Origin of the sequence: Dellaglioa algida (assembly GCF_030127605.1) — a bacterium.
Classification (GTDB): Bacteria; Bacillota; Bacilli; order Lactobacillales; family Lactobacillaceae; genus Dellaglioa; species Dellaglioa algida.
Map to the genome: position 1 here is coordinate 68,655 of NZ_JANXLE010000004.1, position 14,408 is coordinate 83,062.

General features: G+C 35.5%; 15 protein-coding genes and 1 other annotated feature. Of the genes, 12 read left to right on the forward strand and 3 right to left on the reverse strand.

Annotated features, from left to right (window positions below):
- Window positions 1-36 precede the first annotated feature (36 nt).
- The gene (locus N0K73_RS04455) at window positions 37-585 is read left to right on the forward strand and encodes a YceD family protein (RefSeq protein WP_112249635.1); all 549 of its coding nucleotides are present in this window, start codon (window positions 37-39) and stop codon (window positions 583-585) included.
- Window positions 586-640: 55 nt separating this feature from the next.
- Window positions 641-820 (forward strand): 50S ribosomal protein L32, encoded by a 180-nt coding sequence (rpmF, locus tag N0K73_RS04460; protein WP_057973392.1) that lies wholly within the window; start codon window positions 641-643, stop codon window positions 818-820.
- Between the two features lie 82 nt (window positions 821-902).
- On the opposite strand, the gene N0K73_RS04465 is transcribed toward rpmF, so the two are convergent.
- On the reverse strand, window positions 903-1,406 hold the full coding sequence (locus N0K73_RS04465) for a hypothetical protein (protein WP_057973393.1): 504 nt from the start codon (window positions 1,404-1,406) through the stop codon (window positions 903-905).
- A gap of 185 nt (window positions 1,407-1,591) precedes the next feature.
- On the opposite strand from N0K73_RS04465, the gene gndA reads away from it, so the two are divergent.
- The 3 genes from gndA (at window position 1,592) to N0K73_RS04480 (ending at window position 5,524) form a co-directional block, all read left to right on the forward strand.
- Entirely contained in the window at window positions 1,592-3,013 is a 1,422-nt protein-coding gene (gene gndA / locus N0K73_RS04470; protein ID WP_057973394.1) for an NADP-dependent phosphogluconate dehydrogenase, read from the forward strand.
- A 316-nt stretch (window positions 3,014-3,329) separates the two neighbouring features.
- Entirely contained in the window at window positions 3,330-4,016 is a 687-nt protein-coding gene (locus tag N0K73_RS04475; RefSeq protein ID WP_057973395.1) for a response regulator transcription factor, read from the forward strand.
- A gap of 38 nt (window positions 4,017-4,054) precedes the next feature.
- Complete coding sequence (locus N0K73_RS04480) at window positions 4,055-5,524, forward strand: HAMP domain-containing sensor histidine kinase (RefSeq protein WP_225416469.1); 1,470 nt, start codon at window positions 4,055-4,057, stop codon at window positions 5,522-5,524.
- Between the two features lie 29 nt (window positions 5,525-5,553).
- On the opposite strand, the gene yidC is transcribed toward N0K73_RS04480, so the two are convergent.
- Complete coding sequence (gene yidC, locus N0K73_RS04485; RefSeq protein WP_057973397.1) at window positions 5,554-6,486, reverse strand: membrane protein insertase YidC; 933 nt, start codon at window positions 6,484-6,486, stop codon at window positions 5,554-5,556.
- Between the two features lie 86 nt (window positions 6,487-6,572).
- The gene (locus N0K73_RS04490; protein WP_112249639.1) at window positions 6,573-6,848 is read right to left on the reverse strand and encodes an acylphosphatase; all 276 of its coding nucleotides are present in this window, start codon (window positions 6,846-6,848) and stop codon (window positions 6,573-6,575) included.
- Between the two features lie 133 nt (window positions 6,849-6,981).
- Between N0K73_RS04490 and N0K73_RS04495 the strand changes: the two genes are divergently transcribed.
- The 7 genes from N0K73_RS04495 to greA all read left to right on the forward strand — a co-directional run bounded on the left by N0K73_RS04495 (window position 6,982) and on the right by greA (window position 14,403).
- Window positions 6,982-7,746 carry a TrmH family RNA methyltransferase gene (locus N0K73_RS04495; RefSeq protein WP_112249640.1) on the forward strand — a complete coding sequence of 255 codons (765 nt, stop codon included), beginning with the start codon at window positions 6,982-6,984 and terminating at the stop codon, window positions 7,744-7,746.
- Between the two features lie 119 nt (window positions 7,747-7,865).
- Entirely contained in the window at window positions 7,866-8,366 is a 501-nt protein-coding gene (locus N0K73_RS04500) for an HD domain-containing protein (protein WP_057973400.1), read from the forward strand.
- Window positions 8,367-8,484: 118 nt separating this feature from the next.
- Window positions 8,485-8,829: a winged helix-turn-helix transcriptional regulator gene (locus tag N0K73_RS04505; RefSeq protein WP_057973401.1), complete on the forward strand. Its 345-nt coding sequence runs from the start codon at window positions 8,485-8,487 to the stop codon at window positions 8,827-8,829.
- 44 nt (window positions 8,830-8,873) lie between these two features.
- Window positions 8,874-9,107: a binding site (T-box leader), on the forward strand.
- Between the two features lie 66 nt (window positions 9,108-9,173).
- Window positions 9,174-10,220, forward strand: a complete 1,047-nt coding sequence (pheS, locus tag N0K73_RS04510; protein ID WP_112249642.1) for a phenylalanine--tRNA ligase subunit alpha — start codon at window positions 9,174-9,176, stop codon at window positions 10,218-10,220.
- A gap of 6 nt (window positions 10,221-10,226) precedes the next feature.
- Window positions 10,227-12,647, forward strand: a complete 2,421-nt coding sequence (pheT, locus tag N0K73_RS04515; RefSeq protein WP_112249644.1) for a phenylalanine--tRNA ligase subunit beta — start codon at window positions 10,227-10,229, stop codon at window positions 12,645-12,647.
- A 53-nt stretch (window positions 12,648-12,700) separates the two neighbouring features.
- On the forward strand, window positions 12,701-13,837 hold the full coding sequence (gene mltG, locus N0K73_RS04520; protein ID WP_112249646.1) for an endolytic transglycosylase MltG: 1,137 nt from the start codon (window positions 12,701-12,703) through the stop codon (window positions 13,835-13,837).
- Between the two features lie 83 nt (window positions 13,838-13,920).
- The gene (gene greA, locus N0K73_RS04525; protein WP_057973405.1) at window positions 13,921-14,403 is read left to right on the forward strand and encodes a transcription elongation factor GreA; all 483 of its coding nucleotides are present in this window, start codon (window positions 13,921-13,923) and stop codon (window positions 14,401-14,403) included.
- The last annotated feature ends 5 nt before the right edge of the window (window positions 14,404-14,408 follow it).

The window sequence follows — 14,408 nt, forward strand, 5'->3', positions numbered from 1 at the left end:
TATAATCATAAGCGTTGCATTAGGAGGCATATTTGCATGAAATGGTCCTTAGTTGAGTTAAAAAAACAAAGTGATGAACCACTTCAAGTTGACGAAATGTTAAACCTTTCCGAAGGATTAATGTTGCGCAACAAAATAATTACGTCGGTATCAGAAGTCCATGTTACGGGTATTCTAACGGCAGACCATCAAGATGTCATCGGCCATTTTAACGTTAGTTTGACAGTTAAGATGCCATCAACACGTTCGCTAGAGAGTGTCGATGTCCCATTGAATTTTTCAGTTGATGAATTTTATGTGGGTTATCGCGATAAAGCACTTGAACGATTTGATAAAAATGATGTCGTAATTATTTTGGAAGAAGATATGCTCAATTTGAATTCTGTGATAGAGGATAATGTTTTATTACAGATTCCGATGCAGATACTGACTGATGATGAGAAAAAAGCAGAAGAATTACCCGCCGGTGACGACTGGGAAGTTCTTACTGAGGATAAACTCGTACAGGTTAGAAAAGAAAAAGTTGATCCTCGATTTGCGTCGTTACAGAATTTTTTCGATAACGACGGTTCTGAAGAGGAATAAACATAACAATACTTTTATTAAAAGTTTTGGATAATTTTAAAGGAGGTGTTTGATAATGGCAGTACCAGCACGTAAAACATCAAAAACACGTAAGAGAATGCGTCGTACGCATTACAAGTTGACAGTCCCAGGTATGAGCGCTTGCCCTAACTGTGGCGAATTAAGAAAATCACATTATGTATGTCCTAGCTGTGGTTTTTATGACGGAAAAGAAGTTGTAAAAGTAAACAACTAAATTTACGCTAAGTAAAAAGCCTTAACAACCATGGTGTTAAGGCTTTTTCTGTACAAAAAAAACGATGACATTCAACTGAATGTCATCGTTTTTCGTTAATTGTTAAACTCATGATTTTAAAGTCAGTCTCTGGGTCAAAGAATTGAAAAGGTAGTTTAGCTTGGCCTTCAATATAATTCACATTCTTGGCCGGTGTTTTAACGGACTTAAAAGTTGATGAATTAATTGATTTAATTAAGTCTATTAAATCTAAAAGTAGTAATTCAGGTTTATTACTAAGATTTGACCAACCCGAGAATTCAGAGCGGTAATTTTTGAAGATGGCTTTTCTAATTGGACTGATAAAAGCATTACTGCTGTCGTTTTCATAAGGAATTGACTGAGAAGCAATTGTATGTTGACTCGTTGTACTATAAATTTGGATACGACTGTCTTTTAAATCTAAAAAATCGGCCGTTAATAATTTTCCGTCAACTTGAACAACTAGGTCAAAAGTGGGAATGTGGTTAGAAAATTCAGCCTTTGCTCGACTGTATAAAAAAGTATCGATAGCGTAGTATAACTCTTGAACTTCAACTAATTTCATATTTGAATGACCTCCTGAAATCAGTATAACAAAAAAAGACAAAATAGATAGGAATTTTTGTTGTCTGGTGTATAATTGACGTTGAAAGTTAAAATGGGTTTATTGACGAAGTCGGTAGCTGATACTTTCTTAGATTACATGGTTTTTGATTCACAAAAAATTAAAGAAATGTAGGGGGTATTATGATGGATAAGGCACAAATTGGTGTTATTGGAATGGCTGTCATGGGTAAGAATCTTGCCTTGAATGCTGAGAGCCGTGGACATACTGTAGCAATCTATAATAGAACAGGGGCTAAAACTGAGCAAGTTATGAAAGACCACTCAGAAAAAAACTTAGTACCTAGCTACTCAATTAAGGAATTTGCAGATTCATTAGAAAAACCTAGAAGAATTATCATTATGGTTAAAGCTGGGAAACCAACTGATGCTGTTATCGCAGAATTATTACCATTCTTGGATAAAGGTGACGTTTTAATCGATGGTGGAAATACTTACTTCGAAGATACTGTGCGTCGTAATGCAGAATTAGATAATTCTGGGATTAACTTTATTGGAATGGGTGTTTCTGGTGGTGAAATCGGTGCCCTTGAAGGCCCATCAATGATGCCAGGTGGCCAAAAAGAGGCATATGACCTCGTTGCACCAATTCTTGAGGAAATGTCAGCTAAAGCTAAAGATGGCGCTCCATGTGTAACTTACATCGGTCCTAACGGTGCCGGACATTACGTTAAAATGGTTCATAATGGAATCGAATATGGTGATATGGAATTAATTTCAGAATCATATCATTTATTGAGAGACTTATTAGGACTTTCAGTGGACGAAGTTGCTAGCATCTTCTCTGACTGGAATGAAGGCGAATTAGACAGCTACCTTATCGAAATTACGGCAGATATTTTAACACGTAAAGACGATTTAGGTACTGGTAAACCAATTGTTGATGTTATCTTAGATCGTGCCGGTAATAAAGGTACGGGTAAATGGTCATCACAAAGTGCCCTTGAATTAGGTGTTCCTCAATCAGTTATTTCTGAATCAGTTTATGCACGTTACATTTCAGCAATGAAAGAAGAACGTGTTGAAGCAAGTAAAGTATTACCTAAACCTGAAGTTAAATTAGGTGAATTGGATAAAAAAGAATTAGTTGAAAAAATTCGTGAAGCATTGTACTTTAGTAAAATTATGAGCTATGCTCAAGGATTTGAACAATTGCGTGTCGCTTCAGAACATTACGAATGGGACTTGAACTTTGGTGATATGGCTAAGATTTGGCGTGCTGGATGTATTATTCGTGCTCGTTTCTTACAAAATATTACTGATGCATTTGACGAAAAAGCTGATTTAAATAACATCTTATTAGATGGTTATTTCAAAGATATTGTTAAAAAATATCAAGAATCAGTTCGTGATATCGTAGGTATCGCCGTTAAAGCTGGTATTCCAGTTCCTGGATTCAGTGCAGCAATTACTTACTACGATCAATATCGTTCAGAAGTATTGCCCGCTAACTTGATCCAAGCACAACGTGATTACTTTGGTGCGCATACGTATGAACGTACTGACAAACCAGGTTCATTCCATTACACATGGTATACTGAACAATAAATCATTAAATTAAATCTACTAAAAACAGGTAACGACATTTTAAAATGTTGCTGCCTGTTTTTTTATAAAATTTAATTATCCAGGTGTTTTTCGATAGATTAAATGGTATTTCGACGAAAAACGTATACGGGTAAATGTTTATTTTTAGTAAACTATATTCAGTGGAAAAGCTTATAAACGGCTATCTAATTTGGATAAACCAAGGTGTATGCAAGAATATCATTTAATGGTAGAATAAGAAAAGTAAGATATCGGTTAAAAAGTATCTGGATTTGAATGAGAAAATAAAATTAAACTAACGGGAGATCATGAAAATATGAGTCGTATTCTAATAATTGAAGATGAAAAAAATTTGGCACGCTTTGTTGAATTAGAATTACAACATGAGGGATTTGAAACTGAGGTTCATTTTGATGGACGAACAGGTTTAGAGGCGGCACTAAATGGCGATTGGGATTCAATTTTGCTTGATTTAATGTTGCCTGAATTAAACGGACTTGAAGTTTGTCGTCGTGTACGACAGGTTAAAAACACACCTATTATTATGATGACGGCTCGTGATTCAGTCATCGATCGCGTATCTGGATTAGATCATGGTGCAGACGATTACATCGTTAAACCATTTGCAATTGAAGAGTTATTGGCACGTTTACGTGCATTATTACGTCGTATCGACATCGAGGGTGAACAAAACGTTGCTAAACAAACGACGGTTACCTATCGTGATTTAACAATTGAAAAAGAAAATCGTGTCGTTCGTCGTGATAAAGAAGTAATTGAACTAACAAAACGTGAGTATGAATTATTGTTGGCTTTGATGGAGAGCGTCAATGTCGTTTTAGCGAGAGATGTTTTATTAGCTAAAGTTTGGGGTTACGAATCAGAAGTTGAAACAAATGTTGTAGATGTTTATATTCGTTATTTACGAAATAAAATTGATCGCAGCGGTGAAGAAAGTTATATTCAAACGGTTAGAGGTACAGGGTACGTAATGAGATCATGAAAAATAAAATAATCCAGCATCCAAAAGAAGTAAGACGCATGTCACTCAAATGGAAATGGGCATTGGGAACGGCAATAGGAGTATTACTTATATTTGCCGTTTTTTCTGCGCTTATTTTTCAGAGCTTTAGCGGCGTTTTATTAGATAAAGAAAAAAAAGATGTACAAAATACATTAAGAACGGTGACACAACAGTTAAGCCGCGAAAACCAAGAGTTAACCGTCGCGAGTACTGAACAACATCTAAAACCAATAAATTCAGACCCTAGTCCGTCTAAAGATGAAAATAATTTATATTCAAATGCCGTGATTGTTAATTTATCAAAAGAAAATATTGCGGTTGGCATCTATGATTTGAACCAAAGGGAAGTTTTTGCTTCAAGAAATTTGAATGTGCCATTTATTAAAAAAAATGAAATGACTTTTATCAGTCAGAAAATTGATGGTGTGAATGGTTACGTCGCTAGAAGAGCCATCTATTCGTCTAAGACGGGTAAAAAAATTGGTTATGCACAAGTGGCTAATGCGTTAGAAAATTACCACAAAATAAGTAATAAACTAATTCTAATTTTCATAGTTTTAATCGTTACGGCTACATTTGGTAGTGCGATGTTAGGGTATGTTCTTGCATCTTGGTTACTAAGGCCGATTGACGTCGTAAATGAGACGATTGACATCATAAATGAAGGGGATACGCCAATTGGACACGTCCGCGTACCCGACTTGCATCGAAATGACGAATTATCTGATTTAACCGATTTATTTAATAGTATGTTAGATCGGATGGAGCGTTATGTCGATCAGCAACAACAATTTGTTGAAGACGTTTCACATGAACTAAGGACACCCGTCGCGATAATTCAGGGACATATGGAATTATTGAATAGATGGGGTAAAGATGATCCGGCAGTTTTGGCCGAATCTATCGAAGCGTCTCTACAAGAAATTAATCGAATGAAGAGTTTAGTTCAAGAAATGTTAGATTTATCACGGGCTGAACAAGTTGAAATGACATTTAAAAATGAATTAACCGATGTTCGACTAGTAGTTTTACAAATTTTTAACGATTTTAAAATGATACATCCAGATTTTACTTTTATTTTGGATGAAGATTTTAAAGGAGAAAGTTTAGTAAAGATATCGCGTAATCATTTAGAGCAAGTTTTAATTATTTTAATGGATAATGCAGTTAAATATTCAGAAACAAGAAAAGAAATTCATATTTCGGCGTCGAAAGACCTGAAAATGGTTCAAATTGCGATTCAAGATTTTGGTGAGGGAATTTCTAAAGATGATTTAAAAAATGTCTTTAATCGCTTCTACCGTGTTGATAAGGCGAGAAGTCGTGACAAAGGTGGTAATGGGCTTGGATTATCAATAGCACAAAAATTGATAATGGGTTACAAAGGAACTTTAGTGGTTGAGAGTGTTGAAAAACGTGGATCAATCTTCAGAATTTCATTACCTTTGACTTCAGAAAAAATTACTGAGGATACAAAAAACGATTAAAACTTCAAATCGAAGTTTTAATCGTTTTTTTATTTTCTATTTTGTTTACCTGCGTTACGATTACGATTCTTTTTTGCCGTATCTGAAATGTTATCTTCAACATTATCAAGTGTACGTTCAACTGTTTCTTCGACATCGTCAATGATCGTATGTTCTCTAACGATGGGTGGGTTCTTAGCAAGCTCTGCTTGGATTTCTCGACGAATTCTTGGACGCATTAACATAATAATAAATGTTTGGATACAAGCAAAGATTCCACCAATGAAGAAGTAGAGACCAATACCTGCAGGAGCACTTAATGTCACAAAAACCATCATAACGGGACTTGCAATTAACATCATTTGCATTGTTTTCTTTTGTTCTGGTGGTAAGCCAATTATTGAGATGAATCCTTGACCTAAGTAGACGATAAAACATAAAACGGTAAAAATGATCGATGGTGAACCTAATTTGATACCGAAGAATACGGCACCGTTTAATTCTGCTGAGTAAAGAATAGCCGCGTAGAGGGCTGCAAAGATTGGCATTTGGATTAATAATGGTAAACAACCAATTCCGCCGGTCATGCTGACGTTATTATCTTTGTAAAGGGCCATCATTTCTTGATTAATTGCCGCTTTATCTTCTGGTGATTTCGCAGCTTTTTGACGTTCTTGAATTACTTTTAATTGTGGTTGAATGGAACCCATCTTTTCTTGTTGGACCGTTGCCTTTTTTGATTGATTAATCATCATTGGCATCAAGGCCATTCGGATAACGAATGAGATCACGATGATTGCAAAACCATAGTTGTTACCTAGATGAGCTGATAACCATTCAATTAATCCCTGGGTAGGTTTTGCTAAGTAGTCGTAAACCATTCCGTAAGGATCACCATTTTTGTCTTGGCGTACACATCCTGATAAAAACAAGATGATCGCCATAAATATTGGGAGCATTGTCAAACGTTTAAGCTTTTTCATTAATTTATTTCCCCTTTTAATATGACTATACCGATTACTATACTTTAAATATAAAGGGATTTCAATGAAATATAGACAAATACTGGTTAGTAAAGAACGGTAAATTCAGTCGGATTATAATTAGTTAAGGGGGTTTCTGTATATTCAGTTACTTTACCAGCTGGCGTGGGTGATTTTTTTATTCTTTGTATGAATTTTTCTAACTGAGTATTGTCTGGACTGCTTGCTTTAATTGTGACGCTGTCATCAAAATTATTTTGCACTGACCCATAGATACCTAAGTTGTCGGCTAACCTTTTGGTTGTATATCTGAATCCGACACCTTGAACACGGCCAAAAACAGTAATTTGAATTGCATTCATTATATAATCCTCCATAACATAAGATTAGTGTAAGCCCTTTTATTACCTCAGTATAACTTGAAAAGATGAGAACTACCAACTAATGACATTTTAATTATGATATAATTATTATAATAGTAAGAGGGGTAACATTATGGAAAAAATTAATTCAACGCAGAATGCTAAAATAAAATATTGGAAAAAATTGCAAACGAAAAAAGGTCGAAAAAAAGAAAATAAGTATTTACTAGAAGGTTGGCATCTTGTTAAAGAAGCGCTAATGGTAGATGCTAAAATTGAGTATTTACTTGTTACAAATGATTTCAGATATTTTGATGACATTATAAATACAGAGATTGAACAAGTTGAAATCTCGTCCGAAGTAAGCTTGTACCTTGCTGATACGAGTACACCACAAGGAATCTATGCAGTTGTGGAGATGGAAGAAAATCGTCAACTGTCAATTGATAACCTCGCCGGTGGCTGGCTGATGCTGGATGGTGTCCAAGATCCTGGTAATATTGGAACAATGGTCAGAACCGCTGATGCTGCTGGTTTAACTGGCGTTATTTTTGGTGAAGGCAGTGCAGACAGTCATCACCCTAAGGTTTTACGCTCAATGCAGGGAAGTCAGTTTCATATTCAATTGGTGAATGCTGATTTAATGGAAGTTGCAACATTATTTAAAGAAAATCATATTCCTCTTTATGGATCTGAATTAAACGAAGATGCACGTAGTTATCGCGAAATACCTGCCGCCGCTAATTTTGGCTTAATTATGGGTAATGAAGGTAATGGGATGCGTAATGATTTGTTAAATACAACAGATGCCAACTTATATATTCCAATTAAAGGTCGTGCGGAATCATTGAATGTAGCCATTGCCGCCGGTGTGCTAATGTTTCAACTTAAGGCCTAATTGTAAACGATATAACAAGATTATTACGATTTGTTAAAGATAAGAGATTACGCTTGCATTGGCCGCTTAATCAGATATGATGGAGATATGAAAAAATGATTCTGGGGGCGCGTTAATAAATGAAAAAAGATTCGTATCTTGATGATGAGTTGTACATGAGCTACGTTGGCGATCTTTTGGCTAAACCAGAAGTTCAAAGGCTAAGTGAATATACGCAACACCATTTCTCTACTAGATTAGAACATTCAATTTCAGTTTCCTATGATAGTTATCGCATTGCAAAAAAATTACATTTAAATGCTAAGGCAACGGCAAGAGCCGGATTACTGCACGATTTATTTTACTACGATTGGCGTACAACAAAATTTGATCGTGGTACACATGCCTGGATTCATCCTCGTATCGCAGTTAGAAATGCAGAAAAATTAACAACATTATCTGATTTGGAAAAAGATATCATCATTAAACACATGTGGGGCGCAACAATTGCACCACCTAAGTATCCAGAAGGTTACATTGTGACAATGGTTGATAAGTATGAAGCAACGAGCGAGGTTTCTTCACCAGTGAAGAATAAATCAAAACGTGGTTTCCAGCAGTTAATTGCAATTTTAAAATAAGATTAACAAAGAATGGGTCTTCGGACCCTTTTTTAGTTTATTAGAAAGTAGACCAATTTGTTTACTTTTTGTTAGTTAATGATAAAATATAATAGTAAAGTAATGGAGGAGGGATAAAATGCAAATTATTCAAGAAAAAACAAATTATGAAGTCTGTCCTAAGTTTGAGAAAACTTTCTCAATTCTGGGCAAAAAATGGAACGGTTTAATTATTAATGTTTTGTTGGATGAAGGTCCTCAACGATTTAAAGAATTAGCTCAAAAAGTTGATAAATGCAGTGACCGTGTGTTAGTCGAACGTTTAAAAGAGCTTGAAGAGGTTGGACTTGTTTCGAGAAGTGCAATTGGCGAAACGAGTCGTAGTTCTTATGAACTTACTGAACAAGGTGAGGACATGAAGAATATGATGACAAGTGTTCACGAATGGTCAGAAAAATGGTATACGCTTAAAGATTGCGAGTAGGACTTGACGCTAGGCTTTTATACCTTTAAACTATGAATATAGTGTTAAAGGCTTAGATAGAAAATAGTAGGTATCTTACTTCGGTAACAAAGGGATGGGCAGCTAGACTGAGACTGACCAATAAAATAAGATATTGAATTCACTTCTGGAGCTGTTAATTAACGTAATTTTTAATTTAAGTAAAATAATTAACCGGTTAATGGCCGTTATCATTTTGAGTGTTTGGGGTCTTTTTGTCTCCAAAAACAAGGGTGGTATCGCGAGGCCTCGTCCCTTTTTAGGGATGGGGCCTTTTTGCGTCTAAAAAATCTGGTAAAAACAATCAAACGAAGGAGTCGATATTAATGGATTTAAAAGAAAAGTTACTTGAACTACAAGAAAAAGGCTTAAAACAAATTCGTGAATCAGAAGATTTAAAACAAATTAATGATATTCGTGTTAATTTACTTGGTAAAAAAGGTCCTATTACGGAAGTATTAAGAGGAATGAAAGATTTATCTGCCGAAGAACGTCCTAAAATCGGTAGTTTTTCTAATGCTATTAAAAATGAATTAGCAGAAGCAATTCGATTAAAAAATGAAGAACTTGAAATTAAGAAGACGGCTAAGAAATTAGAAAAAGAGAAAATAGATGTAACCTTACCGGGAGCTCAAATTCAATTGGGACAACCACATGTAATTGTGCAAGTAATTGAAGAATTAGAAGATCTCTTTTTAGGAATGGGATATCAAGTTGTTTCTGGTCCTGAGATTGAAGAAGATCATTATAATTTTGAAATGTTAAATTTACCCGCTGATCATCCTGCACGCGATATGCAAGATACGTTCTATATTACGAAGGAATTATTAATGAGAACGCAAACGTCACCCGTTCAGGCAAGAACAATGGAAACCCATGACTTTTCAAAAGGACCATTAAAAATGGTATCGCCCGGTAAAGTTTATCGACGTGATACGGATGATGCGACTCACTCACATCAATTCCATCAATTTGAAGGATTAGTAATTGATAAACATGTAACAATGGCCGACTTAAAAGGAACGATTGAATTAATTGCCAAAACAGTATTTGGTGAAGAACAAGAAATCCGTTTACGACCAAGTTATTTCCCATTTACTGAACCATCAGTTGAAGTTGATGTCACTTGTTTTAAATGTCATGGTAAGGGATGTTCAATCTGTAAGTATACAGGCTGGTTAGAAGTATTAGGTGCCGGAATGGTCCATCCAAACGTCTTAAGAATGGCCGGTGTTGATCCTGAAGTTTACGGTGGGTTTGCCTTTGGCTTAGGACCTGATCGTTTTGCGATGCTTAAATATAGCATTGATGATATCCGTAATTTCTACTTGAATGACAATCGTTTCTTGTCACAATTTACGAAGAGGGGTTAGAAAATAATGAAAGTATCTAAAAATTGGTTAAACGAATATTTAACATTAGACATTGAACCTAAAGTTATTGCTGAAAAAATAGCACGAACGGCTGTTGAAATTGACAGCGTTAAACGTCCCTCTGAAGGACTTAAAAAAATCGTTGTTGGATATGTGGATAGTTTAGTGCCACATCCAGATTCAGATCATCTGAGTGTCTGCCAAGTTGACGTCGGTGAAGAAGAATTGATTCAAATTGTCTGTGGCGCACCAAATATCGCGGCAGGACAAAAAGTAATCGTTGCGCTCCCAAATTCTAGAATTGCGGACAACGTTAAAATAAAACGTGGTAAAATGCGTGGACAAGCCTCAGAAGGTATGATTTGTGCGTTACAAGAAATTGGATTTTCTGAAAGTGTTGTTCCTAAAGAATTTGTTGAGGGAATTTACGTAATGCCAGAAGATGCGGTTCCTGGTGAACCAGTGTTTGATTATTTAGGTATGAACGATGATATCATTGACGTTGATGTCACACCCAATCGTGCTGATATGTTAAGCATGCGCGGTGTGGCTCATGAATTATCTGCAGATTACGACGTACCAGCTACGTTTAAACATCCAGATTTAAAAGAAACTTCTGATGAAAAAATTGAAGACTACGTCTCTTTAGCTTTACCAGATAATACATTAGCACCAACATATTCTATGCGTGTTATTAAGGACCTAACCGTTAAAGCAAGTCCAATGTGGTTACAGATTAGACTTTGGAACGCGGGCGTTAGACCAATTAATAATGTTGTTGATGTTACAAATTATATCTTAATGGATTATGGTCAACCTTTACACGCATTTGATTATAATAAATTAGGCAGCAAAGATATTTTAGTAAGAACGGCAAATGCCGGTGAAAAAATAACGACGTTAGATACTGAAGAACGCGAATTGAAAGATTCAGATATCGTTATTACAAATGGCGAAAAAGCTATTGCTATTGCTGGAACAATGGGTGGGGAATCAACTCAGATAACAAATGAAACGGTCACGGTTGCACTTGAATCTGCCGTATTTAATAATTCGATGGTCAGAAAAACGGCACGTTCTCAAGGCATCCATAGTGAAGCATCAATGCGCTTCGAACGTGGGATTAACGTTGCTACGGTTCAAGAATCTCTTGACGCTGCTGCTGAGTTAATTGCTGAACTTGGTGACGGAACAGTCGTTACCGGTACGGCCAGTGCAAGCCGGTTAGAAGCTGAATCAACCTTTGTGGACACAACGACGACGCATTTAAATAATGTGATGGGAACTGAATTGTCGGAAATGCAAATCACTAAATTATTCCAACAATTAGGATTTACCGTAACCAATCGAGGATCAGTTTTAAATGTTGAAGTACCCGCAAGACGTTGGGATATCAGCATTGAAGCAGATTTAGTTGAAGAAATTGCTCGGATTTATGGTTATGACAATATTCCTTCAACTCTTCCAACGGGTGAGATGACACCTGGTAAATATACTTACAAGCAAAAATTGGTTCGTCAAGCACGTCATATTTTGGAATCTGCCGGATTGTCGGAGGCTATCAGCTATGGTCTAACAACTGAAGAAAAAGCCGGTAAGTTTATTTTTGAAGAAAAAGATGTGTATACAACTAATTTAATGTTCCCAATGAGTTCAGAACGAACAACTGTAAGGATGAATTTAATTAGCGGTTTACTAGACGATTTAAGCTATAATGAAGCACGTAAATCAGATAATATTGCTTTTTATGAACAAGGTAGGGTCTTTTTCCGTAGTGAAGGTGAAGATCGACCCGTCGAAATTGAACATATTGCGGGTGCAATGACAGGTTTATTCAAACTTGCTAACTGGCAAAGTGATAAGCAACCAGTTGATTTCTTCATGATTAAAGGAGTGGTTGAACAACTTTTGACACAACTACAATTAACTGACGATGTTACATACGTAGCATCTGAAAGTCACGAAGACATGCATCCAGGACGTACGGCAGATGTATATCTAAAAGATGAATTAATCGGGTTCGTTGGGCAAGTTCATCCTAACGCGGCTAAAGAATTTAATTTAAAGGAAACATATGTCTTTGAATTAGATCTTCAAAAATTAGTTGATGCTAAAAAAGAAGAACGGTTATTTGCACCTATTTCTAAATTCCCAGCAGTTACCCGTGACGTAGCTTTAATGGTTGCTAATGAATCAGCTAACAGTGATATTGAAACATTAATTAAAGAACAGGGTGGAAAACATTTAATTAACATTCATTTATTTGACCTCTATCAGGGTTCTCATATCGAATCCGGTATGAAATCTCTTGCCTACACGTTAACTTATCAAGATGCTACTAAGACGTTGGTTGAAGAAGATGTGACAAAAGATTTTAATCGTGTTATTGAGGCCTTGAAAGAAACATTCAAGGCAGACATCCGATAATTTTAAACGCGGTATAAGGGTGCCATTGTTATACTGCGTGAGGAGGTTAATTAATGAAAAATGAGGATATCTCTCCAGAATTGCCACCAGAGAATAATAAAAAACAAGCTAAAAGAATAATTGTAGGGGTGATAACATTATTGTGCGTGTTACTGCTGACAATATTATTTATGACCTACAATTATATAAAAGCGTCATTAGACCCTTTAGATAAAAATAATAATAAAATTGAACAGGTTTATATTCCAATTGGATCAAATACAAAACAAATTGGAACCATTTTAGAAAAAAATAAAATTATTAAAAGTGGGACTGTTTATACTTATTATGTGAAACAAAAAAACGTTTCACAATTTAAAGGTGGTTATTATCAACTTAAGGCATCTATGAGTTTAGATAAGATTGCATGGACCCTTCAGCAAGGTGGTAGTAGTGAACCTATTCAAAATACGTTAACTAAAGTTTTAGTTAGTGAGGGAACGACAGTCAATGAAATTGGTAAAGCTATTGCTAAAAAAACCAACTTTTCGTATGACGATTTTATCAAACTAATGAAAAATAAAACTTTTTTAACGTATCTGGACAAAAAATATCCGGACCTTTTAAATTCCTCTATGGCGTCTAAAAATGTCAGATATCATTTAGAGGGTTATCTGTTCCCTGCAACGTACACTGTTTATAAAAAAACGACGTTGAAGGATCTTGTTGAACAAATGATTGTTAAGGCCAATGATGAATTGTCGCCTTATTATGAAACGATATCAAAACAAAAGTTAACGGTTCAAAATGTTATTGCGCTTTCTTCACTAGTTGAAAAGGAGACGGCAAATCATGCCGATCGACAGAAAATTGCGGGCGTTTATTTTAATCGGATTGATGCAGAGATTCCTTTGCAATCGAACATTTCAGTTAGTTACGCTTTGAACACACCGCAGAGAGAGTTAACATCGGCGGACTATTATACGGATAAACCATATAATTTGTATGTCTACAAAGGATTTGGACCGGGTCCGTTTAATAATGCCAGCTTGGATTCCATTCAGGCCGTATTAAAACCGTTGGACAGGAAGAAAGATAATATCTATTTCATTTTCAACTCAAATTCTAAAAAAATAGAGTATTCTAAGACATACGAATATTATCAAGCCTTTTCTCCTACGACTCAAACGGATAATGGTTACGTGCAATAATTTACGTAACCGGTTTACAATCGCAACATTAAATGTTAATCTGATAGGCATATTGAACATATCAATTTTAAGAGGAGTAAGTAATGGCAGAAGATAAAGTATACCCAATGACCGTAGACGGTAAAGTTAAACTTGAAGAAGAACTTGAAACATTAAAAACAAAAACACGTGCAGAAATTATTAACCGAATTAAAATTGCGCGTAGCTATGGTGATTTATCAGAAAATTCAGAATACGAATCAGCTAAAGATGAACAAAGCTTTGTTGAAGGTCGTGTTAAGACAATCGAACATATGCTACATTATGCAGAAATTATTGATAATGCTGGTATAGACGACGATGAAGTTTCAGTTGGAAAAACAGTTTCATTTATGGAACCCGGTGAAGAAGCGGAAACGTATACGATTGTTGGCGCGGCAGAAGCTGATCCAATGTCTGGTAAGATTTCTAATGAATCACCAATTGCCAAGGGATTACTTGGTCATAAATTAAATGAAACAGTGACGATTGAAACACCAAATGGTAATTTTGATGTTAAAATTACGGATGTTAAAGATAATTTATAAAAGTT

Excerpts from the sequence above, each read along its gene's own strand:
- N0K73_RS04455 (WP_112249635.1), top strand. The coding sequence starts at position 37 with ATGAAATGGTCCTTAGTTGAGTTAAAAAAACAAAGTGATGAACCACTT.
- rpmF (WP_057973392.1), top strand. The coding sequence starts at position 641 with ATGGCAGTACCAGCACGTAAAACATCAAAAACACGTAAGAGAATGCGT.
- N0K73_RS04465 (WP_057973393.1), bottom strand. The coding sequence starts at position 1,406 with ATGAAATTAGTTGAAGTTCAAGAGTTATACTACGCTATCGATACTTTT.
- gndA (WP_057973394.1), top strand. The coding sequence starts at position 1,592 with ATGGATAAGGCACAAATTGGTGTTATTGGAATGGCTGTCATGGGTAAG.
- N0K73_RS04475 (WP_057973395.1), top strand. The coding sequence starts at position 3,330 with ATGAGTCGTATTCTAATAATTGAAGATGAAAAAAATTTGGCACGCTTT.
- N0K73_RS04480 (WP_225416469.1), top strand. The coding sequence starts at position 4,055 with ATGTCACTCAAATGGAAATGGGCATTGGGAACGGCAATAGGAGTATTA.
- yidC (WP_057973397.1), bottom strand. The coding sequence starts at position 6,486 with ATGAAAAAGCTTAAACGTTTGACAATGCTCCCAATATTTATGGCGATC.
- N0K73_RS04490 (WP_112249639.1), bottom strand. The coding sequence starts at position 6,848 with ATGAATGCAATTCAAATTACTGTTTTTGGCCGTGTTCAAGGTGTCGGA.
- N0K73_RS04495 (WP_112249640.1), top strand. The coding sequence starts at position 6,982 with ATGGAAAAAATTAATTCAACGCAGAATGCTAAAATAAAATATTGGAAA.
- N0K73_RS04500 (WP_057973400.1), top strand. The coding sequence starts at position 7,866 with ATGAAAAAAGATTCGTATCTTGATGATGAGTTGTACATGAGCTACGTT.
- N0K73_RS04505 (WP_057973401.1), top strand. The coding sequence starts at position 8,485 with ATGCAAATTATTCAAGAAAAAACAAATTATGAAGTCTGTCCTAAGTTT.
- pheS (WP_112249642.1), top strand. The coding sequence starts at position 9,174 with ATGGATTTAAAAGAAAAGTTACTTGAACTACAAGAAAAAGGCTTAAAA.
- pheT (WP_112249644.1), top strand. The coding sequence starts at position 10,227 with ATGAAAGTATCTAAAAATTGGTTAAACGAATATTTAACATTAGACATT.
- mltG (WP_112249646.1), top strand. The coding sequence starts at position 12,701 with ATGAAAAATGAGGATATCTCTCCAGAATTGCCACCAGAGAATAATAAA.
- greA (WP_057973405.1), top strand. The coding sequence starts at position 13,921 with ATGGCAGAAGATAAAGTATACCCAATGACCGTAGACGGTAAAGTTAAA.